This window comes from Pseudomonas sp. 4CAES_32.4 (assembly GCF_058136335.1).
Genome location: NZ_CM176882.1, coordinates 3,959,128 through 3,985,497 on the forward strand (window position 1 = coordinate 3,959,128; position 26,370 = coordinate 3,985,497).

Here is a 26,370-nt window from a genome sequence, read left to right on the forward strand (position 1 = left end):
AAAACCTGTGGGAGCTGGCTTGCCAGCGATTGGGGTCAACTCGGTTTTCAGACTTGCGCCTGAGCCCCTTCGAACCACGCCAGTTTCTCGCGCAGTTGCACCACTTCCCCAACGATGACCAAGGTCGGCGCATGCACTTCATGCTCCGCCACCATGCGTGGCAGATCCGCCAGCGTGCCGGTAAAGACCCGCTGATTGACCGTGGTGCCCTGCTGAATCAACGCCGCCGGGGTATCCGCCGAGCGACCGTGTTTGATCAGTTGTTCGCAGATCACCGGCAACCCGACCAGGCCCATGTAGAACACCAGCGTCTGCGCCGGCGCGACAAGGTCGGACCAAGGCAGATCGGTGGAACCGTCCTTCAAATGCCCGGTGACAAAGCGCACTGACTGCGCGTAATCACGATGGGTCAGCGGAATCCCGGCGTACGCCGCACAACCACTGGCTGCCGTGATACCTGGCACCACCTGGAACGGAATACCGTGGGCGGCCAGTTCTTCGATCTCTTCGCCACCACGGCCGAAGATGAACGGATCACCGCCCTTCAACCGCACCACACGCTTGCCAGCCTTGGCCAGATCGACCAGTTGCTGGTTGATCTGATCCTGCGGCACCGCGTGATCGGCACGACGCTTGCCGACATACACGCGCTCGGCATCGCGACGGCACAACTCCAGAATCGCTGGCGCGACCAAACGGTCGTACAACACCACGTCGGCTTGCTGCATCAAACGCAAAGCCTTGAACGTCAACAGATCAGGATCGCCCGGCCCTGCCCCGACCAGATAAACCTCGCCAGTCGTGACCATGGCTTCGCCATCGATCTTGGCTTGCAGCAGACGCTCGGCCTCGGCGCCCTGCCCGGCCAGTTGGCGGTCGGCAATCGGCCCTTGAAACACGTCTTCCCAGAAGCCACGACGCTGCTGCACATCCGGAAACAGGCTTTTCACCTGATTGCGAAAACGTGCGGCAAGTCCGGCCAATTGGCCGTAGGTCGATGGAATCCAGGTTTCGATCTTGGCGCGGATCAGCCGCGCCAGCACCGGCGCATCGCCGCCGCTGGACACCGCGATGATCAACGGCGAACGGTCGACGATCGCCGGGAAGATCACGCTGCACAGGGCAGGCGCATCGACCACGTTGACCGGCACGCAGCGCCGATGAGCGTCAGTGGAAACCTGTGCGTTCAGCGTCTCATCGTCGGTGGCGGCAATGATCAGCCCGCAACCGTCCAGATCCGTCTCGACGTAACCGCGCAACAGGCATTCACCGCCAGAAGCTGTGACCAGTTCACGCAGTTGCGTTTCGATTTCAGGTGCGACCACCCGCAGCAGCGCACCGGCATCGGCCAGCAGACGGGATTTGCGCAAGGCAATTTCCCCCCCACCGACGACCAACACACGACTGCCGCGCAGGTTGTGAAACAGCGGCAGATATTTCATTTAGCCGATGACCTCAAGGCCACCCATGTACGGCTTCAGTACGTCCGGAACACGGATCGAACCGTCGGCCTGCTGGTAGTTTTCCAGCACGGCAACCAGGGTGCGACCTACGGCAAGACCGGAACCGTTCAAGGTGTGCACCAGCTCAGGCTTGCCGGTTTCCGGGTTGCGGAAACGCGCCTGCATGCGGCGGGCCTGGAAGTCGCCGCAGTTCGAGCACGACGAAATCTCGCGGTACTTGTCCTGGCTCGGGATCCACACTTCGAGGTCGTATGTCTTGACCGCGCTGAAGCCCATGTCGCCGGTGCACAGCGCCAGGGTGCGGTAAGGCAGACCCAGCAACTGCAGGACTTTTTCAGCGTTGGCGGTCAGGCCTTCCAGCGCTTCCATCGAGGTGGACGGCTCAACGATCTGGACCATTTCAACTTTGTCGAACTGGTGCTGACGGATCATGCCACGGGTGTCACGACCCGACGCACCGGCTTCACTGCGGAAGCACGGAGTGTGCGCAACGAACTTGATCGGCAGCAGTTTCGAATCGACGATTTCACCGGCAACAATGTTGGTCAGCGACACTTCGGCGGTCGGGATCAGGTACAGATCGGCTTCGCCTTCGCGAGCGATCTTGAACAGGTCTTCTTCGAACTTCGGCAGTTGACCGGTGCCTTGCAGCGCCGGCGCCTGAACCAGATAAGGCGTGTAAGCCTCTTCGTAGCCATGCTCGTTGACGTGCAGGTTGATCATGAATTGCGCCAGGGCGCGGTGCAGACGGGCTATCGGGCCACGCAGCAGAGCAAAGCGTGCGCCGGACAGCTTGGCGGCAGTTTCAAAATCCAGCCAGCCGAACTTCTCGCCCAGGGCAACGTGGTCTTTCACTTCGAAATCGAAAGCGGTCGGCGTGCCCCAGCGGCGCACTTCGACGTTGTCGTCTTCGTCTTTGCCGACCGGAACGGATTCGTGCGGCAGGTTGGGAATGCCGAGCACGATCGAGTCCAGTTCGGTCTGGATTGCGTCCAGTTCGACTTTACCGGCGCTCAGTTCGCCCGCCATGCGCTCGACATCCGCCATCAGCGGCGCGATGTCTTCGCCGCGCTGTTTGGCCTGACCGATGGATTTGGAACGCGCGTTACGTTCAGCCTGCAGTGCTTCGGTGCGGGTCTGGACGGTCTTGCGCTGTTCTTCCAGCGCTTCGATGCGCGCGGTATCCAGGGCAAAGCCACGGGAAGCCAGGCGGTCCGCTACGTCCTGAAGGTTGCTACGTAACAGTTTGGAATCGAGCATGTCGGTTTCTCGTTATCAAAGTTTGGTCAAAGACAGGCCAGCCCACGTCGCGAGCAGCCCGCCGAATACGCTGAGTGCCGCATAGCCCAGGGCCAGCGGCACTTGCCCGCTTTCCAGCAGGCGCACCGTATCCAGTGAAAAGGATGAAAAAGTCGTCAGCCCCCCAAGGAAGCCGACCATCAACCCGGCGCGCACCTCGATCGGCACTTCCGGGCGTATCAAAAACAGGCCGTACAACAGGCCAATCAACAGACAGCCCACGATATTAACGGCCAGCGTCGCGGTATAGAAGTGCCGCGGCCAATTGGCGCTTATCCAATTACCGGTGGCGAAGCGCAACAAGGTGCCGGCCATGCCGCCGACGGAGACTGCAATAATCAGTGGAACCACTATTTTCTCCGCTGCCGAGGGCTTAAACGGTCGAGTTGGGCGAGGTGGTTGAGCTTCTCGCCGATCTTCAATTCCAGGCCGCGAGGCACCGGTTGGTAGAACGGGATCGGTTCGAGTTCTTCCGGGAAATAATCTTCGCCGGCGGCATAAGCATCCGGCTCGTCGTGGGCGTAGCGGTATTCGTCGCCGTAACCCAATTGCTTCATCAGTTTGGTCGGTGCGTTACGCAGATGCAGCGGCACTTCCAGCGAGCCGTTTTCAGCGGCGGCGCGCAGAGCGGTTTTGAAACCCATGTACACCGCGTTGCTTTTCGGCGCGCAAGCCAGATAGGTGATGGCCTGGGCCACGGCCAACTCGCCTTCCGGGCTGCCGAGGCGTTCCTGCACTTCCCACGCCGCAAGGCACAGGCTCAGGGCGCGCGGATCGGCGTTGCCGATGTCTTCGCTGGCCATACGCACCACGCGCCGGGCCAGGTAAAGCGGATCGCAACCGCCGTCGATCATCCGCGCAAACCAGTACAGCGCGCCGTCGGGGTTGGAGCCGCGCACCGATTTATGCAGCGCCGATATCTGGTCGTAGAACGCTTCGCCGCCCTTGTCGAAGCGTCGGCGCGTATCGCCGAGCAGGCTTTGCAACAGCTCGGTGCCGATTTCGCTGTCGTCTTCGGCCAGGTCGGAAGCGTTTTCCAGCAGATTGAGCAAGCGCCGGCCATCGCCATCGGCGGCGGACAGCAGCATCTGGAAGCCTTCGTCGTTCAACGTCAAATTGCGCTTGCCCAGGCCGCGCTCTTCGGTGAGCGCGCGGTGCACCAGTTTGCGCAGCGCCGCTTCGTCGAGGCTTTTCAGGACGTAGACGCGGGCCCGCGACAACAAGGCGTTGTTGAGTTCGAAGGAAGGGTTTTCGGTGGTGGCGCCGATGAAGATCAGCGTGCCGTCTTCAACGTACGGCAGAAAAGCATCCTGCTGCGACTTGTTGAAACGATGCACTTCATCGACGAACAGAATCGTGCGCTTGCCGTACTGACCGGCCTGCTGCTTGGCGATTTCAACAGCCTGACGGATCTCTTTGACCCCGGCGAGCACTGCTGAAACCGTTTCGAAATGCGCATCGGAGACTTCCGCGAGCAACCGCGCCAAGGTGGTTTTACCCACGCCCGGCGGACCCCAGAAGATCATCGAATGCAGGGCACCCTGCTCCAGCGCCTCACGCAGAGGCTTGCCGCGAGCGAGCACGTGCTCCTGACCGACGTACTCATCCAGATTGGTCGCACGCAAACGCGCGGCCAGTGGCTGGGCAATCGGTGCACTGCGAAACAGATCCATCACTACCTTTGAAACCTCACTGGGACAACAATCCCTGTGGGAGCGAGCTTGCTCCCACAGGGATTGCGTTTATTCCTGGATCACGTCGGCACCCTTGGGGATGTCGAACTTGAACTTCGTTGCTGGCACTGGCTCGTTGGCCTTGACCCCGGTAAACAGGATGTTGGTACGCTGGCCAACGCTGTCGATCAGTTGCATGTCATTGAGCAGACCGTTGCGGAACGACAGCCGCAGGTTGTCGAACAGGGTGTCCTTGGTTTTCGGCTTGAGGGTGAAGTCGATCACGCCGCCCGCCTCTTTCGCGCTGATATCAAAGCTCTGGCTGATCTTCGACACATCACCGGACAGCAGCAGCGCCGGGGTCTGGGTCAGACGCTCGTCGAGTTTCTTGATGGTCGCCTGTTCCAGATCCGGGTCCCACAGGGTGACTTTCTTGCCGTCGGAGACCATGGTCTGCTCGGCCGGGGCATTGGTGTGCCAGTAGAACAGGCCCGGACGCTGCAGGGTCATGTTGCCGGTGGTTTCCTGCAACTGGGTGCCGCTGCCGTCGAGGGTCAGCTGCGAGAAGTTCGCGCTCAGGGTCTTGGATGTTTCCAGCAATTGGGTCAGACGCGCCACGTCCTTGTCATCGGCGTGAGCCGTGAGGGTGGTCAACGCCAGTACTGGCAACAGCATGCGGATAAGACGCATGGGAGTCCTCTTGAATACGTGTGGGAGAGCGGCGGAACATCATTGTCCCGCCTCTTGCTTTGCAATCAGTCGCGTACCGGGCCCGGGGCCAGGACTTCACGCGAACCGTTGGTGTTCATTGAGGTGACGACGCCGGCCATTTCCATGGCTTCGATCATCCGCGCGGCGCGGTTGTAACCGATCTTAAGCTTGCGCTGTACCGCGGAAATCGAGGCGCGACGGCTTTCCAGGACGAACTGCACAGCTTCGTCATACAGCGCGTCGGCTTCCGGATCGTCGCCATCGCCGCCACCGCTGCTGCCTTCGAAACCGCTGCCGGCTTCTTCGACGCCGTTAAGAATGTCGTCGTTGTATTCCGGTGCGCCACGCAGCTTCCACGCTTCCACCACGCGGTGAACTTCATCGTCGGAAACGAACGCGCCGTGAACCCGGATCGGCAGGCTGGTGCCCGGTGGCATGTAGAGCATGTCACCGTGGCCAAGCAATTGCTCGGCGCCGCCCTGGTCGATGATGGTTCGCGAGTCAATCTTGCTCGACACCTGGAACGCCATACGCGTCGGGATGTTGGCCTTGATCAGACCGGTGATCACGTCCACCGATGGCCGCTGGGTCGCGAGAATCAAGTGGATACCCGCCGCACGCGCCTTCTGCGCAATACGGGCGATGAGTTCTTCAACCTTTTTACCGACGATCATCATCATGTCGGCGAATTCGTCGACCACCACGACGATGGTCGGTAGCTTCTGCAACAGTGGCGCTTCGTCGTGGATGCTTTCGCGCTTGTACAGCGGATCGCTCAACGGCTCGCCGGCGTCCTGGGCTTCCTTGACCTTGGCGTTGAAGCCGGACAGGTTTCGCACGCCCATCTTCGCCATGAGTTTGTAACGTCGTTCCATCTCCGCCACGCTCCAGCGCAGGGCGTTGGCGGCGTCCTTCATGTCCGTCACAACCGGGCAGAGCAGATGCGGAATGCCTTCGTAGATCGACAGTTCCAGCATTTTCGGGTCAATCATGATCAGCTTGGCGTCTTCCGGGCCGGACTTGAACAGGATCGACAGGATCATCGCGTTCACGCCCACCGACTTACCGGAACCGGTAGTACCGGCGACCAGCAAGTGCGGCATTTTTGCCAGGTCGGTGATGACTGGCTTACCGCCAATGTCATGACCGAGCGCCAGGGTGACCGGCGATTTGAAATTATCGTATTCAGGCGTCGACAACACTTCGGAGAAGCGCACGATCTGCCGGTCTTCGTTGGGGATCTCGATACCGACCGTGGTCTTGCCCGGAATCACCTCAACCACCCGCACACTCGTCACGGCCAGCGAACGCGCAAGGTCTTTGGCGAGGTTGGCGATGCGGCTGACTTTGACGCCAGCAGCCGGCTGAATTTCGTAACGGGTAATCACCGGGCCGGGATGGATCGAATCCACCGTGACTTCGACGCCGAATTCCTTGAGCTTGATCTCCAGCAGGTGGCCGACCGCTGCCAGGGATTCCGGCGAGTAATTGAGTTGTTTCTTTTCCGCGGGGTCGAGAATCGAGATCGGCGGCAAGGTGCCTTCCACGGCGCTGTCGACGAACAACGGCACCTGTTTCTCTTTCTGTACGCGCTTGCTTGGCTCGGGCGCTTTGACTGGCGCTGGTGCAATGACCGGCGGCACCTGCTTTTCGCGATCAGACATGTGCTTGCTCAAGGCTTGCTCACGTTCGATCAGGCGTTCTTTGACTTTGGCTTGTTCGCGTTTATCAGTCACGGTCGGCGCGACGACATCGTGGACACGATCATCGACTTCACGCAGTTGCGCGACCAGTTGCTTGCGCTCCGTACGCGCCGACCACCAGCGGTTGAGCGCGCCCTGGAACAGTTCGAACAAATCGAGGGTGATCTTGCCAGTGACGTCCATGACCTTGAACCACGACAGGTCGGTGAACACCGTCAGGCCAAACAGGAACAAGGCGATGAACAGCAGTGTGCTGCCCTGAATGTTCAGCGCGTTCTTCGCCAGATTGCCCAGGCTTTCGCCCAGCGCGCCGCCAGCACCTGCCGGCAGGCCCGAAGCCGCGTGAAAATGCAGATGCGCCAGCGCAGCGCCGGACAGCACCAGAAACACCAGACCGATCAGGCGCCAGGAAAACAGCCAGCCGCTCCACTGCCACGGCTCGTGGCGCTGACGGAAGATCTGATACGCCTTGATCGCCAGCAACAACGGGAAGATGTAGGCGAAGTAACCGAGCACCATGAACAGGATATCGGCGCTGTAGGAGCCCGCCGGGCCGCCAAAATTCTGTACGTCGTCGATCTTGCTGTTGTGGCTCCAGCCCGGATCGTCCTTGCCGTAGGTCAGCAAAGCCATCATCAGGAACAGGCACAAGGCGCCGATGGCGATCAATGCACCTTCCTTGAGCCGGTAGTGCAACTGTTGGCGCCAGAGCGGAACGACTGTTTTTGGTGCTTCGGTGGATTTCTTCAAAACGCTTCTTTTCCTGCGCACGAGGCGCGTCCATCTATTGAATGACGATAAAAAACTGCCCGATCCAGGCAGGTAAAAAAGTTGACGGGCCCAACTGAGACTACTTTTAACACTGTGCTGGCGCTTTTATAAACACAGCGCACCGCGAACATTCTGTAACAGCCCGGCATTGTACGGGTTTGTGCGTCCGATGCCATGCTTCAAACCCCAGCATTGAGCATAGTCAAGCACACAGATCCCACGATTCAATTTGAGCATGCATTACCTTTTGTGACAAAGGCTTATGAGGTGTATTTGATGAACGCAGCGAAGCATTCACGCCTGATCATTCTCGGCTCCGGCCCGGCCGGTTACAGCGCCGCGGTGTACGCCGCCCGTGCCAACCTGAAACCCGTGGTGATCACCGGGTTGCAGGCCGGTGGCCAGCTCACCACCACCGTCGAAGTCGATAACTGGCCTGGCGACGTCGAAGGCCTCACCGGCCCGGCGTTGATGGAGCGCATGCAGAAACACGCCGAACGCTTTGCCACAGAGATCGTTTACGACCACATCCACACCGCCAAGTTGCAGCAGCGCCCGTTTGAGCTGATTGGCGACAGCGGCACCTACACTTGCGATGCTTTGATTATTGCCACCGGCGCCTCGGCGCAGTATCTGGGCCTGCCTTCGGAAGAGGCTTTCGCCGGCAAGGGTGTTTCTGCCTGCGCGACCTGTGACGGCTTTTTCTACCGCAATCAGGTGGTCGCGGTGGTCGGCGGCGGCAACACGGCTGTCGAGGAAGCGCTGTATTTGTCGAACATTGCCAAAGAGGTGCACCTGATCCACCGTCGCGACAAGCTGCGCTCGGAGAAAATCCTTCAGGACAAACTGTTCGAGAAAGCCGCCAACGGCAACGTGCGCCTTCACTGGAACCAGCATCTCGACGAAGTGCTCGGCGACGCCAGTGGCGTGACCGGTGCCCGCCTGCGCAACAGCCATACCGGCGAAACCCGCGAGCTGCCGCTGGCCGGCGTGTTCATCGCTATCGGCCACAAACCCAACACCGACCTGTTCCAAGGGCAGTTGCCGATGCGCGACGGCTACTTGCTGATCAAGGGCGGCAGCGACGGCGACGCCACCTCTACCGAGATTCCCGGGGTGTTCGCCGCCGGCGATGTCGCCGACCATGTTTACCGTCAGGCTGTGACCTCAGCGGGCGCGGGCTGCATGGCCGCACTCGACGCCGAGAAGTATCTGGACGACATTCCTGTCATTTAACGGCACACTTTATCGCGGGCCGAACAGCCCGCACCGCCCTCCCCTTCTGCAAGCCTGGATGCCATGCTGACTTGGTTACAACGTAATTCCCTGACTTTTCCGCCACTGGAAAAGGCCATGCGCGACCCCAACGGACTGCTCGCCGCGGGTGGCGATTTGTCCGCTGATCGCTTGATCCAGGCTTACCGCCATGGCTGCTTTCCGTGGTTTTCCGAGGGTCAGCCGATTCTCTGGTGGTCGCCGGATCCGCGCACTGTGTTGTTTCCCGACGAACTGCATGTCTCGCGCAGCCTGGGTAAATTGCTGCGCAAAGAGCGCTATCAAGTGACCTTCGATCAGGACTTCGACGCGGTGATTCACGCCTGCGCTGCGCCCCGGGATTACGCTGACGGCACCTGGATCACCGAGGCGATGCAGGACGCCTACATTGAACTGCATCGGCGTGGCTTCGCCCATTCGGTGGAAGTTTGGGATGAGGGCGAACTGGTCGGCGGCCTCTATGGCTTGGCCATGGGCCAATTGTTCTTCGGCGAATCGATGTTCAGCCGTGCCGACAACGCTTCGAAATATGGTTTTGCCACGCTGGTGCGCCATCTGAACGATTCAGGGTTCGTGCTGATCGACTGCCAGATGCCGACCGATCATCTGCACAGCCTCGGCGCCCGGGCGATTCCTCGCCAGGAATTCGCCGGCTATCTGGCCAGACACCTGGATCAACCCAATCATGCCACTTGGGTTTGCTGAGCGACTTTTGCGCGCGTGGCTTACACTTAATTCACCAGCTTATCCCGAGGGTTGATCATGACCGAGTTGGCGCGTCTGAAGTTCTATGCCACTCAACCTCACTCTTGCAGTTATCTGCCCGAGGAGCAGGCCACGACCCTGTTTCTCGACCCTAGCCAGCCCATGGATGTGCATGTCTACGCAGATCTGTCGGAAATGGGCTTTCGTCGCAGTGGCGATCATCTGTATCGGCCCCATTGCCAGAACTGCAATGCGTGCGTGCCTGCGCGCATTCCCGTGGCGCAGTTCACCCCTAATCGTCAGCAGAAGCGCATTTTCAAGCGCAACTTCGATTTACAGGTACGACCGGTCAAACCACAGTTCAGCGAAGAATATTTCGATCTGTACCAGCGCTATATCGAACAGCGCCATGCCGATGGCGATATGTACCCGCCGAGCCGGGATCAATTCTCGACGTTTCTGGTGCGCGACCTGCCCTTCTCCCGATTTTACGAATTCCGACTCGACGGACGGTTGCTCGCCGTGGCGGTGACTGACCTGCTGCCAAACGGCTTATCGGCGGTCTATACCTTTTACGAACCCGAGGAAGAACGCCGCAGCCTTGGCCGTTTTGCCATCCTCTGGCAGATCGGCGAGAGCCAGCGCCTCGGGCTTGAGGCGGTTTATCTGGGTTACTGGATCAAGAACTGCAAAAAGATGAACTACAAGACCCAATATCGCCCCATCGAATTGCTGATTAATCAGCGCTGGGTCATCCTCAACTAAACCAAAGCCCTAAACCCCTTGGCGTAAACCCCATTTTTCGGGCACAATGCACGCCGCTTTTGCCTGGCGCAGTTGCACCGGGCCATTCATTGGATACCGAGGGCTTTACTGCATGTCGAAAGAAGACAGCTTCGAAATGGAAGGCACTGTCGTCGACACCCTGCCCAACACCATGTTTCGTGTGGAGTTGGAAAATGGGCACGTCGTAACCGCGCATATTTCCGGCAAGATGCGCAAGAACTACATTCGTATTCTTACCGGTGACAAAGTGCGCGTCGAGCTGACGCCCTATGACTTGAGCAAAGGGCGCATTACTTACCGCGCTCGCTAATCAGGTCAATACAGAACGCCCGGTTTATGCCGGGCGTTTTTGTTTGTCTGCGTTTTGGGGTTTTGGGGTTTTGGGGGCATATCCGTTTTCTCGGGTGCTGCCGCTGGCGGTTTCGCTCTTACAGCGACTCACTTTTCCAAACGCCGGAATGCCGGCCCAGCGAAAAGTAAGCAAAAGGCTTTGCCCCTGGCGTACGGCACTTCGCTGAGGCTCAGTGTTCCCTCGCTACGGTGTCCTTCCGGGGGCATCGCCTACGGTTTGCTTCGCTGCACCTCCTCTCGATGTATGCGGCTACGCCGCACGGCGCTGCGCGCCTACCCCCGGATGAACACCTACGCTCGGCCTGCCGAAGGGGCAAAAGATCAAAAGCCGAAGCAAGATCAAAAACCAGATCAAAAGCCCCTCACCCTAGCCCTCTCCCGGAGGGAGAGGGAACTCACCGCGTGGACTGGAAGAGATACGCCGACGTGCGATTCCGCGTTGAACTCAGGTTTTGAAAAGCCCGAAAATGGGCCCCCTCTCCCTCGGGAGAGGGCTGGGGTGAGGGGAAAATCCACCACAAATCCAAAGCCGAACACCCGCTCCTCACCACTCAATAGGCCGAGTGTCAGCTCGCCTGCTTTTGATCTTGATCTGTAAGGCGACGTCGGAAGGCTGAGTGGAGGGATTGATCCGGGCGTGGGAGCGCAGCGACCGTTTGGCGAAGCCAAACACAGCGAGAGGAGGTGCAGCGCAGCAAACCGTAGGCGCTGCGCCCGGATCGATCCCGGAGCGAAGGGACCCCGAGCCCCAGCGAGCGGGCCGTACGTAGCCCCCGGTGTCAGGGTAGTTGTCGTGTCTCCGGTTTTTTAAAAAGCGTTCCGGGGGCGGCAAGAGTATGGTCATGCCTTTCTATTCACCTGAACGTAAAGCTGCACTGCTTAAAATGATGCTTCCGCCCCTGAATCTCTCAGCGGCGGAGGTCGCACGTCGTGAAGGCTGCAGCGACATGTCTCTCTTTTATTGGCGCAAGCAAGCTGCTGCCAGAGGCACTCAATTGTCCGACGCCAAGCAACCAGCAGAGAGTTGGTCCGCCGAATCGAAGCTGTCGATCATCATAGAAACCTCAGCTTTATCGGAGCTGGAAATCGGAGAATATTGCCGGCGAAAAGGCATTTTTCCTGAGCAGATTACTGATTGGCGTAACGCGTTTATCGCCAACAGCTCCAAGCAATCGGCTGTTAAAAATGTAAACGCCGGTCAGTCTCGAGACGATAAAAATCGCATCCGAGAACTGGAGCGTGAGCTGCGCCGCAAGGATGCCGCTTTGGCTGAAACCGCGGCTTTGTTGGTACTGCGAAAAAAGCTCAATGCCTACTGGGGGAGCGACGACGAGGACAACTGACCTTGTTGCCAGAACGGTATTTACTCGTTGGGTGGCTCAATGAAGCCATCTTGGCGGGCGCCCGCAGGGCGCCTGCTTGTCAGGAGGTAGGCATTTCACTGAGAACGCTGCAGCGATGGAACTTGCCGGAAGAAATCCTGGCAGATGGGCGTACAACGACGCTGAGGCCGATACCAAGCAACGCGCTCAGTGAGCTTGAGCGACAAGCCATCGTTACGCTGTGCAACAGCAAAATCTATGCGCATCTGCCGCCGTGCCAGATCGTGCCGCAGTTGGCCGACGAAGGGCGTTATGTGGCCTCGGAGGCAACTTTTTACCGTGTCTTGCATGCCGCAGGTCAGCAGCATCACCGCTCCCGAGCCAAGCGGCCGCATCGCCATGAGGCGCCAACCACTTACGCAGCAACATCGGCCAATCAGGTGTGGTCATGGGACATCACCTACCTGCCATCGCCGGTTCGGGGGAAGTTTTACTACCTCTATTTGATCGAGGATATCTATAGCCGCAAGGCTGTGGGCTGGGAAGTTTATGAAGCAGAGAGCGGTGAGAAGGCAGCAGCGTTGCTGCAACGAAGCGTGACTCAGGAGAAGTGCTGGCGCCAGCCGCTGGTGCTTCACTCGGACAACGGCGCGCCGATGAAATCGGTGACTCTACTGACCAAGATGTACGACTTGGGCATCACGCCGTCTCGCGGTAGACCACGAGTCAGCAACGATAACCCGTACTCGGAATCTCTGTTCAGGACGCTGAAATACTGCCCGCAGTGGCCGCAAGATGGGTTTGCCAGTCTGGATGACGCGCGTATCTGGGTGAGGAATTTTATGACCTGGTACAACACCGTGCACCGTCATAGCCGGATCCGCTTCGTGACACCGGCTCAACGCCATGACGGAAAAGATAAGGAAATCCTGGCACGTCGAGACAGGGTTTATGGGCTTGCACGTGAAAGAAAGCCGGAGCGATGGTCGGGTCAAACACGTAACTGGAATCCGATCGGCACGGTGTATCTGAACCCTGAAAGGGAGCTAACCGTAGTGGTAAAAGTCGCGTAGCGAAACGGTAGACGCGACAACTACCTTGAAAAACGCCGGTAGGAGCAAGCCTTTTTGGTTACTTTTTTCTGGGCCGGCATTCCGGGCGTCTGGAAAAAGTGACTCGCCGTAAGGGCGGAACCCTAATCAGCAACACCCGCAGCAACGGATATACACACAAAAACACCAGACAACAAAAAAGGCGCCCGAAGGCGCCTTCCCAATCAACAACAAGCCGTCAGGCCATCTCAGCGGTAGTCTCGAAGTCAAACGTCAACTCACCATCCTTGATGTCGATGTGAACCACACCGCCATGCTCGGCCAGCTCGCCAAACAGAATCTCCTCCGCCAACGGACGCTTGATCTTGTCCTGGATCAGACGCGCCATCGGACGCGCACCCATCGCCGAGTCGTAACCACCCGCCGCGAGCCAACTGCGCGCCGCGTCGGTAACCTCCAGCAATACACGCTTGTCTTCCAGCTGCGCCTGAAGCTCGGTAAGGAACTTGTCCACCACGCTTTTGATGACCTCATGACTGAGGCGACCAAACTGGATAATGGTGTCCAGACGGTTACGGAATTCCGGCGTGAAGCTCTTCTTGATCACTTCCATAGCATCGGACGAGTGGTCCTGATGGGTGAAACCGATCGAAGCGCGAGCTGCCGTTTCGGCACCGGCGTTAGTGGTCATGATCACAATCACGTTGCGGAAATCCGCCTTCCGCCCGTTGTTGTCGGTCAGCGTGCCGTGGTCCATCACCTGCAGCAGCAGGTTGAAGACTTCCGGATGCGCCTTCTCGATTTCATCGAGCAGCAATACGCAGTGCGGCTGCTTGGTGATCGCCTCGGTCAACAGACCGCCCTGATCGAAACCGACATAGCCTGGAGGCGCACCGATCAGACGCGATACGGTGTGACGCTCCATGTACTCGGACATGTCGAAGCGAACCAGTTCGATCCCCAACGCCTTCGCCAGCTGCCGCGCAGCCTCGGTTTTACCGACACCAGTCGGGCCTGCGAACAGGAACGAACCGACAGGCTTGTCCGGCGACTTGAGGCCAGCACGGGAAAGCTTGATCGCGGTTGACAGCGAATCAATCGCCGCGTCCTGACCAAACACCGTCAGCTTCAGGTCACGCTCCAGGTTACGCAGCAGTTCCTTGTCGGAACTGGTGACGTGCTTCGGCGGAATCCGTGCGATTTTCGCCACGATGTCTTCGACCTGCGGCACTTCGATACGCTTGACGCGCATCTCGACCGGTTGCAGACGCTGATAGGCGCCCGCCTCGTCGATCACGTCGATGGCCTTGTCCGGCATGTGCCGGTCATTGATGTAGCGCGATGCCAGTTCAGCAGCGGCGCGCAACGACTCATCGCTGTATTCGATGTTGTGGTGCTGCTCGAAACGCCCTTTCAGGCCGCGCAGGATACCGATGGTGTCTTCCACCGACGGCTCGACGACATCGACCTTCTGGAAGCGACGTGCCAGGGCACGATCCTTTTCGAAGATGCCGCGAAATTCCTGGAACGTGGTCGAACCGATGCAGCGAATGTCGCCAGACGACAGCAGTGGCTTGAGCAGATTCGAAGCGTCCATGACCCCGCCCGACGCAGCGCCCGCACCGATAATGGTGTGGATCTCGTCGATAAAGAGGATCGCCTGCGGACGTTTTTTCAGTTCATTGAGCAGCGCCTTGAAGCGCTTCTCGAAATCACCGCGATACTTGGTACCCGCAAGCAGAGCGCCGAGATCGAGCGAGTAAACAACGCTGTTGGCCAACAGATCCGGCACCTGGTTGTCGACAATGCGCTTCGCCAGGCCTTCGGCAATCGCGGTTTTACCCACGCCTGCTTCACCGACCAGCAGCGGATTGTTTTTACGACGGCGCGCGAGAATCTGCGCGACACGCTCGACTTCCGATTCGCGGCCGACCAGCGGATCAATGCGACCCTGGCGCGCGAGCTCGTTGAGGTTGCTGGCATAAGCATCCAGAGGATTGCCTGAAGAAGAAGACTCACCGCCCTCGTCGTCCTGCATATCTTGCTCACCTTCAGAGTGATCGCCATGCCCCGGCACTTTGGAAATGCCGTGAGCGATGTAGTTGACGACATCGATGCGCGCAACGCTCTGCTGTTTCAGCAGAAACACGGCCTGACTCTCTTGCTCACTGAAGATTGCAACCAGCACGTTGGCGCCGGTTACTTCGCGTTTGCCCGAGCTCTGTACGTGGAAAACAGCACGTTGCAGTACACGCTGGAAGCCCAAGGTTGGCTGGGTTTCACGATCTTCGTCATGAACGGGGATCAGTGGCGTGGTGGAGTCGATGAACTCCTGCAGATCGTGCTTGAGTTTGTCGAGGTTTGCGCCGCAGGCACGCAAAACGGTGGCGGCAGCCTCATTGTCCAATAGGGCCAGCAAAAGGTGTTCGACGGTCATGAACTCATGACGTTTCGAACGAGCCTCCTTGAAGGCAAGATTGAGGGTGACTTCGAGCTCGCGGTTTAACATAGCTTCACCTCATACCCAAGTGGTCGGCGATTAACCGTCCTTCTCGATTTCACAGAGTAGCGGATGCTGGCTTTCCCTGGCGTACTGGTTGACCTGCATGGCCTTTGTCTCGGCGATGTCGCGGGTAAACACTCCACATACTGCCCGTCCTTCTGTGTGGACGGCCAGCATGACCTTGGTCGCCAGCTCGCGATTCAGGTTAAAAAACACCTCAAGCACTTCGACGACGAAATCCATCGGTGTGTAGTCATCATTAAACAAAACCACCTTGTACATCGGCGGCGCCTGTAACGCAGGCTTTGCTTCCTGAACAGCAACGCCTGCCGAATCGTCGTCGTGCTCCTGTGGAAGATCCTTTTGGAGAAGCGGGCGATCCTGATTGAATGTTAGTCGAATCTGGCTGATTGCATGCATGGGAAAGAAAGGTTCGTCAGTTGTGCAAATACAGTGGTGGGGGCGGCTGTCCACGTTTTCAACTCCGACTGCCCGGTCACCTTGACTATCGGGAAAACGGTGTTACAACCAATAGAGCCCACAGTGGGTAAAAAAGATCCGCGGAGTCAATTCTTTTAACGAATAAGATTGCGGATGAATTGGATGATACTCCAGCGATGGAGTCTGTTGCAGAGGGATTTGAGCATGGCTGTCGGCAAGGTGAAATGGTTCAACAATGCCAAGGGATTCGGTTTCATCAACACCGACGCCCGCGAAGGCCGCGACGAGGATGGCAAAGACATCGATTTCTTTGCGCATTACTCGGCCATTGACATGGACGGGTACAAAACCCTGAAAGCGGGTCAGGAAGTGAAATTCGACATCGTGCAAGGCCCCAAAGGCCTGCATGCGATAAAGATTACATCGGTTGAGACGGCGAAGGACGCTGAGAAGGCGACTGAAAAAACAGTGAAAACCGCCATCGACCTCAAGCAGAAAGAGAAAACCCTCATCAGCTGACACTTCAGAACCTTCAGCCAAAAAAAACCGCCCGGCTCATCCATCAGAGCCGGGCGGTTTTTCGCATGCCTGCCTTTATTACATGTGCGAGATCAGCGCATCGCCGAAGCCCGAAGACGAAACCAGTTTGGCGCCATCCATCAAACGTTCGAAGTCATAGGTCACAGTCTTGGCCGAGATAGCGCCGTTGGTGCCCTTGATGATCAGATCCGCGGCTTCCGTCCAGCCCATGTGGCGCAGCATCATTTCGGCCGAAAGAATCAGCGAACCCGGGTTGACCTGGTCCTTGCCGGCGTATTTGGGCGCGGTGCCGTGGGTAGCTTCGAACATCGCCACGGTGTCGGACAGGTTGGCGCCCGGCGCGATACCGATACCGCCCACTTCCGCCGCCAGGGCGTCGGACAGGTAGTCACCGTTGAGGTTGAGGGTCGCGATCACGTCGTATTCCGCCGGGCGCAGCAGGATCTGCTGGAGCATGGCGTCGGCGATGGCATCTTTGACCACAACGTTCTTGCCGGTTTTCGGGTTCTTGAATTGCATCCACGGACCGCCGTCGAGCAGGGTCGCGCCGAATTCTTCGGCAGCTACCTCGTAGGCCCACTCTTTGAAGGCACCTTCGGTGAACTTCATGATGTTGCCTTTGTGCACGATGGTCAGCGAATCGCGGTCGTTGTCGACCACATATTGCAGGGCCTTGCGCGCCAGACGCTTGGTGCCTTCCAGCGACACCGGTTTGACGCCGATGCCGCAGTTTTCGTCGAAACGGATTTTGGTGACGCCCATTTCTTCTTTAAGGAATTTGATGACCTTGGTGGCTTCCGGCGAACCAGCCTTCCACTCGATACCGGCATAGATGTCTTCGGAGTTCTCGCGGAAGATGGTCATATCGACGTCGCCAGGCTTTTTCACCGGGCTCGGCACGCCTTCGAACCAACGCACCGGGCGCAGGCAGACGTACAGGTCGAGTTGCTGACGCAGGGCCACGTTCAGCGAGCGGATGCCGCCACCGACCGGCGTGGTCAGCGGGCCTTTGATGGAAACCACGTAATCCTTGACTGCATCGAGGGTTTCCTGCGGTAGCCAGGTGTCCTGATCGTAAACCTGAGTGGCTTTTTCCCCGGCGTAGACTTCCATCCAGGAAATCTTGCGTTTACCGCCGTATGCCTTTTGAACTGCAGCATCGACAACCTTGATCATCACCGGACTGATGTCGACACCAATGCCGTCACCTTCGATGAAGGGGATGATCGGGTTATCAGGAACATTGAGAGAATGGTCTGCATTGACGGAGATTTTGTCGCCGACGGCTGGAACCTGAATCTTCTTGTAACCCATGCTGAACTCCATTGTTTGGATTGAACATCTGGCTTGGTTCGAGCGTAACCCAGTTAAATCAACACGCAAACCCTCTGTTCCCGGCAATCGCACAACTCGTTTCGTACAACCCTGAAAGCAAAGGGAAAAGCGCCAAACTCAAGCATTCCCATTGACCTTAGTCGCCATCCTGCCCTGCGACCTTTAGACCAATGGACGAGATTCGTTGCATATGAACCATCGGCAGATTGCCAGCTACCTATGTATAATGCCGCCCGCTGACCACAGGGTCACGACGGCTGGCCTCTCTAGCATGAGACTTTCCGCCTGATTGGTCGGGTTGTTACCGCAGCCTGACTGCTTGACGCTCTACTGATGCACCCAACATCACCGCGAAGAATCTCGACATTCGGTTCATGGATGACTTTGAACGAACGCGCTTACCCGGCGCCCCTCGAGTTTCTGCGCACGCTTTAGCAAAGAAGAGAGAGTTAATCCGAATATGCCCACCCGCTCGAAGATCATCTATACCTTCACCGACGAAGCTCCTGCCCTCGCCACCTATTCCCTGCTGCCGATCATCGAGGCTTACACCGCCTCGGCCGATATCGCCGTGGAAACCCGCGATATCTCTCTTGCAGCACGCATCCTGGCAAGCTTCCCCGAGCAACTGGGCGACAAAGCCGTAGCCGACCACCTCGCCGAACTGGGCGACCTGGCCGTTACGCCTGAAGCCAACATCATCAAGCTGCCGAACATCAGTGCTTCGGTTCCACAGCTGCAAGCCGCGATCAAAGAGCTGCAAGCTCAGGGTTACAACCTGCCGGACTACCCGGAAACCGTGACCAGCGACGCCGACAAAGACGCCAAGGCGCGTTACGACAAGGTCAAGGGCAGCGCCGTGAACCCGGTTCTGCGTGAAGGCAACTCCGACCGTCGTGCACCGCTGTCGGTGAAGAACTACGCACGCAAGCACCCGCACAAAATGGGCGCCTGGGCCAAAGACTCCAAGTCCCACGTCGCTCACATGAGCACCGGCGATTTCTACGGCAGCGAAAAAGCTGCCCTGATCGACGCCGCTGACGCTGTGAAGATCGAACTGATCGCCAAGGACGGCACCGCGACCGTTCTGAAAGAAAAAACCACCGTTCAGGCCGGCGAGATCCTCGACTGCGCCGTGATGAGCAAAAACGCCCTGCGTGCGTTCATCGCTGCTGAAATCGAAAGCGCCAAGGCGCAAGGCGTGCTGCTCTCGGTGCATCTGAAAGCGACCATGATGAAGGTCTCCGACCCGATCATGTTCGGCCAGATCGTTGCCGAGTTCTATAAAGACGCCCTGACCAAGCACGCTGACGTGCTGGCCGAAATCGGCTTCAACCTGAACAACGGCATTGGCGATCTGTACGCACGCATCAAGGCCCTGCCGGCTGAGCAGCAAGCACAGATCGAAGCCGACATGGCGGCCGTCTACGCCGCTCGTCCGTCGCTGGCGATGGTCAACTCCGACAAAGGCATCACCAACCTGCACGTGCCGAGCGACGTGATCGTCGACGCCTCGATGCCGGCGATGATCCGTGACTCCGGCAAAATGTGGGGCACCGACGGTCAGTTGCACGACACCAAGGCTGTGATCCCGGATCGTTGCTACGCGACCATCTACCAGGCTGTGATCGAAGATTGCAAAGCCAATGGCGCTTTCGACCCGACCACCATGGGCAGCGTGCCAAACGTTGGCCTGATGGCGAAGAAAGCCGAAGAGTACGGCTCGCACGACAAGACCTTCCAGATCAAGGCTGACGGCGTGGTTCGCGTCACCGACAGCAAAGGCACCCTGCTGATGGAACAGGCTGTTGAAGCCGGCGACATCTTCCGCATGTGCCAGACCAAAGACGCGCCGATCCAGGACTGGGTCAAACTGGCCGTCAACCGTGCTCGCGCCAGCAGCACGCCAGCGATCTTCTGGCTCGACCCAATGCGCGCTCACGACGGCGTAGTGATCGAGAAAGTTCAGGCTTACCTGAAGGATCACGACACCGCCGGTCTGGACATCCAGATCATGGCGCCGGTCGACGCGATGAAATATACCCTGCAGCGCACCCGCGAAGGCAAGGACACCATTTCGGTGACCGGCAACGTACTGCGCGACTACCTGACCGACCTGTTCCCGATCATGGAACTGGGCACCAGCGCCAAGATGCTGTCGATCGTGCCGCTGATGAACGGCGGTGGCCTGTTCGAAACCGGCGCCGGCGGTTCGGCGCCGAAGCACGTGCAGCAACTGGTTGAAGAGAACTTCCTGCGCTGGGATTCGCTGGGCGAGTTCCTCGCTTTGGCAGCGTCCCTCGAGCATCTGGGTGTGAACTACAACAACCCGAAAGCACTGGTGCTGTCGAAGACTCTGGATCAGGCGACTGGCCAGTTCCTCGACAACAACAAGTCGCCATCGCGCAAAGTCGGCAACATCGACAACCGCGGCAGCCACTTCTACCTGGCGATGTACTGGGCTCAGGCCCTGGCCGCCCAGACTGAAGACGCTGCACTGCAAGCGCAGTTCGCGACGCTGGCCAAGACGCTGACCGAGAACGAAGCAACCATCGTTGCCGAGCTCAACGCCGTTCAGGGCAAGCCAGTCGACATCGGCGGTTACTACCACGCCAATGCCGATCTGATCAGCAAGGCGATGCGCCCAAGCGCAACCCTCAACGCAGCGATTGCTGCGCTGGTTTAAGGTTGTAGCGCGGTAAACAAACCCCGGCCCTGTGCCGGGGTTTGTGTTTCCGGGTTTTATGATCACCACAAAACCCTGTGGGAGCTGGCTTGCCAGCGATAGCGGTGGATCAGTCACCTTCAATGCTGAATGATAGGCCGCCATCGCTGGCAAGCCAGCTCCCACAGGGATTGCATTTCAACCAATAGATTGAGGAAGGTTTTATGGAATGGCTCCCCCACATCACCGTCGCCACCATCGTCGAGGACAACGGCCGCTTCCTGATGGTTGAAGAACACAAGGCCGGGCGTAACGTCTTGAACCAGCCCGCCGGCCATCTCGACCCGGACGAAACCCTGATCGAAGCCGCCGTGCGCGAAACCCTCGAAGAAACCGGCTGGGACGTCGAGCCCACAGGCGTCATCGGCATTTACCTGTACACCGCCCCGAGCAACGGCGTGACCTACCAGCGCGTGTGCTTCAGCGCCAAAGCGGTGAAACATCACCCGGATTACCAATTGGACGACGGCATCGTCGGCGCCAAGTGGCTGACCCGTGACGAATTAATGGCTCAACGCGACAACTGGCGCAGCGAGCTGATCATCCGTTGCATCGACGATTATCTGGCCGGTCATCACTTCAGCCTCGAACTGATCCGCCCTTCTCTTTAGCCTTGAGGCCGCGAGCCTGCTAGAATCGCGTCCTTTTTCAAGACACTCATTGAATCCCTATGCGTGATCCAGCCCCTTCTGACACATCCAAGAAGCGCGTCATTGTCGGCATGTCCGGCGGCGTGGACTCTTCCGTTTCCGCTCTCCTGCTGATCGAGCAGGGTTATGAAGTGGAAGGCCTGTTCATGAAGAACTGGGAAGAAGACGACGGAACGGAATACTGCACCGCCATGGACGACCTGGCGGATGCCCAGGCTGTCTGCGACAAAATCGGCATCAAGCTGCACACCGCCAACTTCGCCGCCGAGTACTGGGACAACGTGTTCGAGCACTTCCTGGCCGAATACAAGGCCGGTCGCACGCCGAACCCGGACATCCTGTGTAACCGCGAGATCAAGTTCAAGGCGTTCCTCGACTACGCCATGATGCTCGGCGCCGATCTGATCGCCACCGGCCACTACGTGCGCCGCCGCGACATCAATGGCCGCACCGAACTGCTCAAAGGCCTCGATCCGAACAAGGATCAGAGCTACTTCCTGCACGCCGTTGGCGGCGAACAGATCGCCAAGACCCTGTTCCCGGTCGGCGAACTGGAAAAGCCGGAAGTCCGTGCGATTGCCGAGAAATACGAGCTGGCCACCGCCAAGAAGAAAGACTCCACCGGGATCTGCTTCATCGGCGAGCGTCGTTTCAGCGATTTCCTCAAGCAATACCTGCCAGCGCAACCGGGCGAGATCAAGACCACCGAAGGCGAGGTCATCGGCCGTCACCACGGCTTGATGTACCACACCATCGGCCAGCGTCAGGGCCTCGGTATTGGCGGCCTGAAAGATGCCGGCGATGAGCCGTGGTACGTGCTGCGCAAGGATCTCGACACCAACGAGCTGATCGTCGGCCAGGGCAACAACCATCCGTGGCTGTTCTCCGGCGCCCTGCTCGCTTCGGAAATCTATTGGGTCAACCCGATCGACCTGAGCCAGCCGCTGCGCCTGACCGCCAAGGTTCGCTATCGCCAGAGCGATCAAGCCTGCACCCTGGAAAAAACCGCCAGCGGCTACCGCGCCGTGTTCGACGAGCCGCAACGCGCGGTGACGCCGGGCCAGTCCGTGGTGTTCTATGACGGTGAAATCTGCCTCGGTGGCGGCGTGATCGAAGTCGCCGAGCCGTGGAGCGGTCAGGCATGAGCCCGACTCAGGAGCAACTGACGGCGCTGGGCGGCGTGTTTCTCGCCGCCGTGCTGGTCGACCGCATCGCCAAGAGCGGCCAGACCAGCGAAGCCGGCCTGACGTGCATGCTCGGCAGCCTGTTGGTGCGCGACCCGAAAGACACGCTGGACGTGTACGGTGGCGACGACCTCAATTTGCGCGAAGGCTATCGGGCGCTGATCGGCGCCCTCGAACGCGACCCTAGCACCCTGCAGCGCGAGCCATTGCGTTATGCCCTGTCGATGCTCGGTCTTGAACGCCAACTGGCGAAACGCGGCGACATGCTCGATGTGATCGGCAAGCGTCTGCCGCAGATTCAGTCGCAAGTCGAACACTTCGGCCCGGCCCATGAAAACGTGATTGCCGCCTGCGGTGCGCTGTATCAGGACACCCTGAGCACCCTGCGCCAACGCATTCAGGTGCACGGCGACATGCGCAACCTGCAACAACCGAGCAACGCCTCGAAAATCCGCGCCCTGCTGCTCGCCGGCATTCGTTCGGCGCGCTTGTGGCGTCAGCTCGGCGGCCATCGCTGGCAGTTGGTAATCAGCCGGCGCAAGCTGCTCAAAGAGCTGTATCCATTGATGCGCAGCGAGTAAACGCCGCGCAATAAACGCTTTGTAGTCTGTAACGCGTAATACGCCGGTCAGTTGGCAACGGACCGGCGGATTTTTTCATGTATGATACGCGCCCCATTTCGTTGCCCGACTGTCCGAGAACACCCCATGCAGCTTTCTTCGCTCACTGCGGTTTCCCCTGTTGACGGCCGCTACGCCGGCAAAACCGAGGCCCTGCGCCCGATTTTCAGCGAGTACGGCCTGATCCGTGCCCGTGTTCTGGTTGAAGTGCGCTGGCTCCAGCGCCTGGCCGCCCACGCTGGTATCCCTGAAGTGCCAGCCTTCTCCGCCGAGGCCAACGCCGTTCTCAATGAACTGGCTGAAAACTTCTCGCTGGAGCACGCCGAGCGCGTCAAAGAAATCGAGCGCACCACCAACCACGACGTCAAAGCGATCGAATACCTGCTCAAAGAGCAGGCGGCCAAGCTGCCGGAGCTGGCCAAGGTCAGCGAGTTCATCCACTTTGCCTGCACCAGTGAAGACATCAACAACCTGTCCCACGCCCTGATGCTGCGCGAAGGCCGTGACGACGTGATGCTGCCGCTGATGCGCCAGACTGCCAACGCCATCCGCGAACTGGCCATCCGTTTCGCTGACGTGCCGATGCTGTCGCGCACCCACGGTCAGCCAGCCTCCCCGACCACTCTGGGTAAAGAGCTGGCGAACGTGGTTTACCGTCTCGAGCGTCAAATTGCTCAAGTCGCTGCCGTGCCGCTGCTGGGCAAGATCAACGGCGCCGTCGGCAACTACAACGCGCACCTGTCGGCCTACCCGCAGATCGACTGGGAAGCCAACGCTCGCGCCTTCATCGAAGACGAGCTGGGCCTGGGCTTCAACCCGTACACCACGCAGATCGAACCGCACGACTACATCGCCGAGCTGTTCGACGCGATCGCGCGCTTCAACACCATCCTGATCGACTTCGACCGTGACATCTGGGGCTACATCTCCCTGGGTTACTTCAAGCAGCGCACCATCGCTGGCGAAATCGGTTCGTCGACCATGCCGCACAAGGTCAACCCGATCGACTTCGAAAACTCCGAAGGCAACCTGGGCATCGCCAACGCACTGTTCCAGCACCTGGCGAGCAAACTGCCGATCTCCCGCTGGCAGCGCGACCTGACCGACTCCACCGTACTGCGCAACCTCGGTGTCGGCTTCGCCCACAGCGTGATCGCCTACGAAGCCAGCCTCAAAGGCATCAGCAAACTGGAGCTCAACGAGCAGAAGATTGCCGCTGACCTCGACGCTTGCTGGGAAGTGTTGGCTGAGCCGATCCAGACCGTGATGCGCCGCTACAACATCGAAAACCCGTACGAAAAACTGAAAGAACTGACCCGTGGCAAGGGCATCAGCCCCGAAGCGTTGCAGACTTTCATCGATGGCCTGGACATGCCAGCCGAAGCGAAAGCCGAGCTCAAGCAACTGACCCCGGCCAACTACATCGGCAACGCTGTAGCGCAAGCCAAACGCATCTGATCGACCGTTTGACCCGTTTGAGACGCCCGGCCGCGCCGGGCGTTTTTATTCCCGTCTGAAAAGTGCTTTTTTTCAATAGGTTACATATGAATTCCGACATTCCTCTTCAACTTCTGGGCGGCATCACGGCGCGCGAATTCCTGCGCGACTACTGGCAGAAAAAGCCACTGCTGATCCGTCAGGCGATTCCTGACTTCGAAAGCCCGATCGACGCCGACGAACTGGCCGGCCTGGCCCTGGAAGAAGAAGTCGAATCCCGCCTGGTGATCGAGCACGGCGAGCGCCAGTGGGAACTGCGTCGCGGCCCGTTCGCTGAAGATGAATTCAGCAAATTGCCGGAAAAAGAGTGGACTCTGCTGGTTCAGGCAGTCGACCAGTTCGTCCCGGAAGTCAGCGAGTTGCTGGAAAACTTCCGTTTCCTGCCGAGCTGGCGCGTCGACGACGTGATGATCAGCTTCGCCGCCCCGGGTGGCAGCGTCGGCCCGCACTTTGACAACTACGACGTGTTCCTGCTGCAAGGCCACGGCAAGCGCAACTGGAAAATCGGCCAGATGTGCGATTCCGAGAGCCCGCTGCTGCAACACGCGGATCTGCGCATCCTCGCCGAATTCCACGAGACCGAAGAATGGGTTCTGGAACCGGGCGACATGCTCTACCTGCCGCCGCGTCTGGCTCACTGCGGCGTCGCGGTCGACAACTGCATGACCTACTCGGTCGGCTTCCGTGCGCCAAGCGCTTCCGAAGTGCTGACTCACTTCACCGACTTCCTCAGCCAGTTCCTGACTGACGAAGAGCGCTACACCGACGCCGACGCGCAGCCAGCCGCTGACCCGCATCAGATTCAACACGATGCGCTGGATCGCCTGAAAAGCCTGCTGGCCGAGCACATGAGCGACGAGCGTCTGCTGCTGACCTGGTTCGGCCAGTACATGACCGAGCCGCGCTATCCAGAGCTGGTGGTTGGCCCGGAAGACGTCGAAGAAGAAGATTTCCTCAGCGCTCTGCAGGATGGCGCGATCTTGATCCGCAACCCGAGCGCGCGTCTGGCCTGGTCGGAAGTCGATGACGATCTGCTGTTGTTCGCCAGCGGCCAGAGCCGTTACCTGCCGGGCAAGCTGCGCGAACTGCTGAAGCTGATCTGCGCCGCTGACGCCCTGCACACCGAGAACCTCGGTGAGTGGCTGAACGACGAAGACGGTCGCGGCCTGCTCTGCGAACTGGTCAAGCAAGGTAGCCTGGGGTTCGCTGATGAATAAAATTCGCGTTCGTGTCGCAGACTGGCAGAAGGACATCGCCGAGATCCGGCGCATTCGTGAAACGGTGTTCATTGCCGAGCAATCGGTGCCACCTGAGTTGGAGTGGGACGCGGACGACGCGACCGCCGTGCATTTCCTCGCGTTTGAAGGCGACTTTCCGATCGGCACTGCGCGCTTGCTGCCTGATGGGCACATCGGTCGGGTTTCGGTGCTGAAAGACTGGCGCGGGATGAAGGTTGGCGATGCGCTGATGCAAGCGGTTATCGCTGAAGCGGAAGCGCGCGGTTTGAAAGAGCAGATGCTCAGCGCGCAGGTGCAGGCCACGGCGTTCTATGAGCGCCTGGGTTTCAGCCTGGTCAGCGAGGAATTCCTCGAAGCCGGGATTCCGCATGTCGACATGGTTCGGCATTCGGCCTGAACCACGCCCTGATCGTTGCCACGCTCTGCGTGGAAACGGCTCTCGGGACGCTCTGCGTCCCTTGCGGCATGTGACGCAGAGCGTCACTGGCTGCATTCCCACGCAGAGCGTGGGAACGATCACGCCCCG

At 59.0% G+C, this 26,370-nt stretch carries 22 protein-coding genes; 13 read left to right on the plus strand and 9 right to left on the minus strand.

Annotated features, from left to right (window positions below):
- Positions 1-47 precede the first annotated feature (47 nt).
- From cysG to AC3Y64_RS17835, 6 genes are all read right to left on the minus strand, one after another.
- Complete coding sequence (gene cysG, locus AC3Y64_RS17810) at positions 48-1,442, minus strand: siroheme synthase CysG (protein WP_489984710.1); 1,395 nt, start codon at positions 1,440-1,442, stop codon at positions 48-50.
- Positions 1,443-2,723 carry a serine--tRNA ligase gene (serS, locus tag AC3Y64_RS17815; protein WP_053121586.1) on the minus strand — a complete coding sequence of 427 codons (1,281 nt, stop codon included), beginning with the start codon at positions 2,721-2,723 and terminating at the stop codon, positions 1,443-1,445.
- A gap of 15 nt (positions 2,724-2,738) precedes the next feature.
- A complete protein-coding gene (gene crcB, locus AC3Y64_RS17820) occupies positions 2,739-3,113 on the minus strand; it encodes a fluoride efflux transporter CrcB (protein WP_463554934.1) in 375 nt (124 codons plus the stop codon).
- Entirely contained in the window at positions 3,113-4,435 is a 1,323-nt protein-coding gene (locus AC3Y64_RS17825; protein ID WP_110719382.1) for a replication-associated recombination protein A, read from the minus strand. The genes crcB and AC3Y64_RS17825 overlap by 1 nt, the downstream gene beginning before the upstream one ends.
- Before the next feature lie 69 nt (positions 4,436-4,504).
- Entirely contained in the window at positions 4,505-5,125 is a 621-nt protein-coding gene (lolA, locus tag AC3Y64_RS17830; protein WP_122843733.1) for an outer membrane lipoprotein periplasmic chaperone LolA, read from the minus strand.
- A gap of 65 nt (positions 5,126-5,190) precedes the next feature.
- Entirely contained in the window at positions 5,191-7,620 is a 2,430-nt protein-coding gene (locus AC3Y64_RS17835; protein WP_178113646.1) for a DNA translocase FtsK, read from the minus strand.
- Positions 7,621-7,896: 276 nt separating this feature from the next.
- On the opposite strand from AC3Y64_RS17835, the gene trxB reads away from it, so the two are divergent.
- The 5 genes from trxB (at position 7,897) to AC3Y64_RS17860 (ending at position 13,132) form a co-directional block, all read left to right on the plus strand.
- The gene (gene trxB / locus AC3Y64_RS17840; RefSeq protein WP_489984711.1) at positions 7,897-8,856 is read left to right on the plus strand and encodes a thioredoxin-disulfide reductase; all 960 of its coding nucleotides are present in this window, start codon (positions 7,897-7,899) and stop codon (positions 8,854-8,856) included.
- Positions 8,857-8,919: 63 nt separating this feature from the next.
- Positions 8,920-9,600 carry a leucyl/phenylalanyl-tRNA--protein transferase gene (aat, locus tag AC3Y64_RS17845; protein ID WP_489984712.1) on the plus strand — a complete coding sequence of 227 codons (681 nt, stop codon included), beginning with the start codon at positions 8,920-8,922 and terminating at the stop codon, positions 9,598-9,600.
- 57 nt (positions 9,601-9,657) lie between these two features.
- A complete protein-coding gene (locus AC3Y64_RS17850; RefSeq protein WP_489984713.1) occupies positions 9,658-10,365 on the plus strand; it encodes an arginyltransferase in 708 nt (235 codons plus the stop codon).
- 112 nt (positions 10,366-10,477) lie between these two features.
- The gene (gene infA / locus AC3Y64_RS17855) at positions 10,478-10,696 is read left to right on the plus strand and encodes a translation initiation factor IF-1 (protein ID WP_002553999.1); all 219 of its coding nucleotides are present in this window, start codon (positions 10,478-10,480) and stop codon (positions 10,694-10,696) included.
- 883 nt (positions 10,697-11,579) lie between these two features.
- Positions 11,580-13,132 (plus strand): IS3 family transposase gene (locus AC3Y64_RS17860; protein WP_489984714.1). Its coding sequence is split into 2 segments (ribosomal slippage): positions 11,580-12,042 and positions 12,042-13,132, totalling 1,554 coding nucleotides; the frame shifts between segments, so codons are not numbered across the junction.
- A 217-nt stretch (positions 13,133-13,349) separates the two neighbouring features.
- On the opposite strand, the gene clpA is transcribed toward AC3Y64_RS17860, so the two are convergent.
- Together clpA and clpS are read right to left on the minus strand one after the other, a co-directional pair.
- On the minus strand, positions 13,350-15,620 hold the full coding sequence (gene clpA, locus AC3Y64_RS17865) for an ATP-dependent Clp protease ATP-binding subunit ClpA (RefSeq protein WP_007964841.1): 2,271 nt from the start codon (positions 15,618-15,620) through the stop codon (positions 13,350-13,352).
- 30 nt (positions 15,621-15,650) lie between these two features.
- Entirely contained in the window at positions 15,651-16,034 is a 384-nt protein-coding gene (gene clpS, locus AC3Y64_RS17870; RefSeq protein WP_011334948.1) for an ATP-dependent Clp protease adapter ClpS, read from the minus strand.
- Positions 16,035-16,259: 225 nt separating this feature from the next.
- Here clpS and AC3Y64_RS17875 point away from each other — a divergent pair, with 225 nt between their 5' ends.
- Positions 16,260-16,574 carry a cold shock domain-containing protein gene (locus AC3Y64_RS17875; RefSeq protein WP_489984715.1) on the plus strand — a complete coding sequence of 105 codons (315 nt, stop codon included), beginning with the start codon at positions 16,260-16,262 and terminating at the stop codon, positions 16,572-16,574.
- A 78-nt stretch (positions 16,575-16,652) separates the two neighbouring features.
- Here the strand turns inward: AC3Y64_RS17875 and icd are convergent, their stop codons facing one another.
- Positions 16,653-17,909 carry an NADP-dependent isocitrate dehydrogenase gene (gene icd / locus AC3Y64_RS17880; RefSeq protein WP_042559856.1) on the minus strand — a complete coding sequence of 419 codons (1,257 nt, stop codon included), beginning with the start codon at positions 17,907-17,909 and terminating at the stop codon, positions 16,653-16,655.
- Between the two features lie 481 nt (positions 17,910-18,390).
- On the opposite strand from icd, the gene AC3Y64_RS17885 reads away from it, so the two are divergent.
- The 7 genes from AC3Y64_RS17885 to AC3Y64_RS17915 all read left to right on the plus strand — a co-directional run bounded on the left by AC3Y64_RS17885 (position 18,391) and on the right by AC3Y64_RS17915 (position 26,241).
- Positions 18,391-20,616, plus strand: a complete 2,226-nt coding sequence (locus AC3Y64_RS17885) for an NADP-dependent isocitrate dehydrogenase (RefSeq protein WP_489984716.1) — start codon at positions 18,391-18,393, stop codon at positions 20,614-20,616.
- A 203-nt stretch (positions 20,617-20,819) separates the two neighbouring features.
- A complete protein-coding gene (locus AC3Y64_RS17890; protein WP_016987409.1) occupies positions 20,820-21,266 on the plus strand; it encodes an NUDIX hydrolase in 447 nt (148 codons plus the stop codon).
- 59 nt (positions 21,267-21,325) lie between these two features.
- Complete coding sequence (gene mnmA / locus AC3Y64_RS17895) at positions 21,326-22,450, plus strand: tRNA 2-thiouridine(34) synthase MnmA (RefSeq protein ID WP_489984717.1); 1,125 nt, start codon at positions 21,326-21,328, stop codon at positions 22,448-22,450.
- Positions 22,447-23,070, plus strand: coding sequence for a high frequency lysogenization protein HflD (gene hflD, locus AC3Y64_RS17900; protein ID WP_053121613.1), 624 nt, complete (start codon positions 22,447-22,449; stop codon positions 23,068-23,070). Before mnmA ends, hflD begins: the two co-directional genes overlap by 4 nt.
- Before the next feature lie 126 nt (positions 23,071-23,196).
- Positions 23,197-24,567: an adenylosuccinate lyase gene (gene purB / locus AC3Y64_RS17905; RefSeq protein ID WP_489984718.1), complete on the plus strand. Its 1,371-nt coding sequence runs from the start codon at positions 23,197-23,199 to the stop codon at positions 24,565-24,567.
- A gap of 86 nt (positions 24,568-24,653) precedes the next feature.
- Positions 24,654-25,823, plus strand: a complete 1,170-nt coding sequence (locus AC3Y64_RS17910) for a ribosomal protein uL16 3-hydroxylase (RefSeq protein WP_489984719.1) — start codon at positions 24,654-24,656, stop codon at positions 25,821-25,823.
- Entirely contained in the window at positions 25,816-26,241 is a 426-nt protein-coding gene (locus tag AC3Y64_RS17915; RefSeq protein ID WP_016987414.1) for a GNAT family N-acetyltransferase, read from the plus strand. Before AC3Y64_RS17910 ends, AC3Y64_RS17915 begins: the two co-directional genes overlap by 8 nt.
- The last annotated feature ends 129 nt before the right edge of the window (positions 26,242-26,370 follow it).

What these genes read in the sequence shown, in the direction of transcription:
- cysG (WP_489984710.1), bottom strand. Translation starts at nt 1,442, where the DNA reads ATGAAATATCTGCCGCTGTTTCACAACCTGCGCGGCAGTCGTGTGTTG.
- serS (WP_053121586.1), bottom strand. Translation starts at nt 2,723, where the DNA reads ATGCTCGATTCCAAACTGTTACGTAGCAACCTTCAGGACGTAGCGGAC.
- AC3Y64_RS17825 (WP_110719382.1), bottom strand. Translation starts at nt 4,435, where the DNA reads ATGGATCTGTTTCGCAGTGCACCGATTGCCCAGCCACTGGCCGCGCGT.
- lolA (WP_122843733.1), bottom strand. Translation starts at nt 5,125, where the DNA reads ATGCGTCTTATCCGCATGCTGTTGCCAGTACTGGCGTTGACCACCCTC.
- trxB (WP_489984711.1), top strand. Translation starts at nt 7,897, where the DNA reads ATGAACGCAGCGAAGCATTCACGCCTGATCATTCTCGGCTCCGGCCCG.
- aat (WP_489984712.1), top strand. Translation starts at nt 8,920, where the DNA reads ATGCTGACTTGGTTACAACGTAATTCCCTGACTTTTCCGCCACTGGAA.
- AC3Y64_RS17850 (WP_489984713.1), top strand. Translation starts at nt 9,658, where the DNA reads ATGACCGAGTTGGCGCGTCTGAAGTTCTATGCCACTCAACCTCACTCT.
- infA (WP_002553999.1), top strand. Translation starts at nt 10,478, where the DNA reads ATGTCGAAAGAAGACAGCTTCGAAATGGAAGGCACTGTCGTCGACACC.
- clpA (WP_007964841.1), bottom strand. Translation starts at nt 15,620, where the DNA reads ATGTTAAACCGCGAGCTCGAAGTCACCCTCAATCTTGCCTTCAAGGAG.
- clpS (WP_011334948.1), bottom strand. Translation starts at nt 16,034, where the DNA reads ATGCATGCAATCAGCCAGATTCGACTAACATTCAATCAGGATCGCCCG.
- AC3Y64_RS17875 (WP_489984715.1), top strand. Translation starts at nt 16,260, where the DNA reads ATGGCTGTCGGCAAGGTGAAATGGTTCAACAATGCCAAGGGATTCGGT.
- icd (WP_042559856.1), bottom strand. Translation starts at nt 17,909, where the DNA reads ATGGGTTACAAGAAGATTCAGGTTCCAGCCGTCGGCGACAAAATCTCC.
- AC3Y64_RS17885 (WP_489984716.1), top strand. Translation starts at nt 18,391, where the DNA reads ATGCCCACCCGCTCGAAGATCATCTATACCTTCACCGACGAAGCTCCT.
- AC3Y64_RS17890 (WP_016987409.1), top strand. Translation starts at nt 20,820, where the DNA reads ATGGAATGGCTCCCCCACATCACCGTCGCCACCATCGTCGAGGACAAC.
- mnmA (WP_489984717.1), top strand. Translation starts at nt 21,326, where the DNA reads ATGCGTGATCCAGCCCCTTCTGACACATCCAAGAAGCGCGTCATTGTC.
- hflD (WP_053121613.1), top strand. Translation starts at nt 22,447, where the DNA reads ATGAGCCCGACTCAGGAGCAACTGACGGCGCTGGGCGGCGTGTTTCTC.
- purB (WP_489984718.1), top strand. Translation starts at nt 23,197, where the DNA reads ATGCAGCTTTCTTCGCTCACTGCGGTTTCCCCTGTTGACGGCCGCTAC.
- AC3Y64_RS17910 (WP_489984719.1), top strand. Translation starts at nt 24,654, where the DNA reads ATGAATTCCGACATTCCTCTTCAACTTCTGGGCGGCATCACGGCGCGC.
- AC3Y64_RS17915 (WP_016987414.1), top strand. Translation starts at nt 25,816, where the DNA reads ATGAATAAAATTCGCGTTCGTGTCGCAGACTGGCAGAAGGACATCGCC.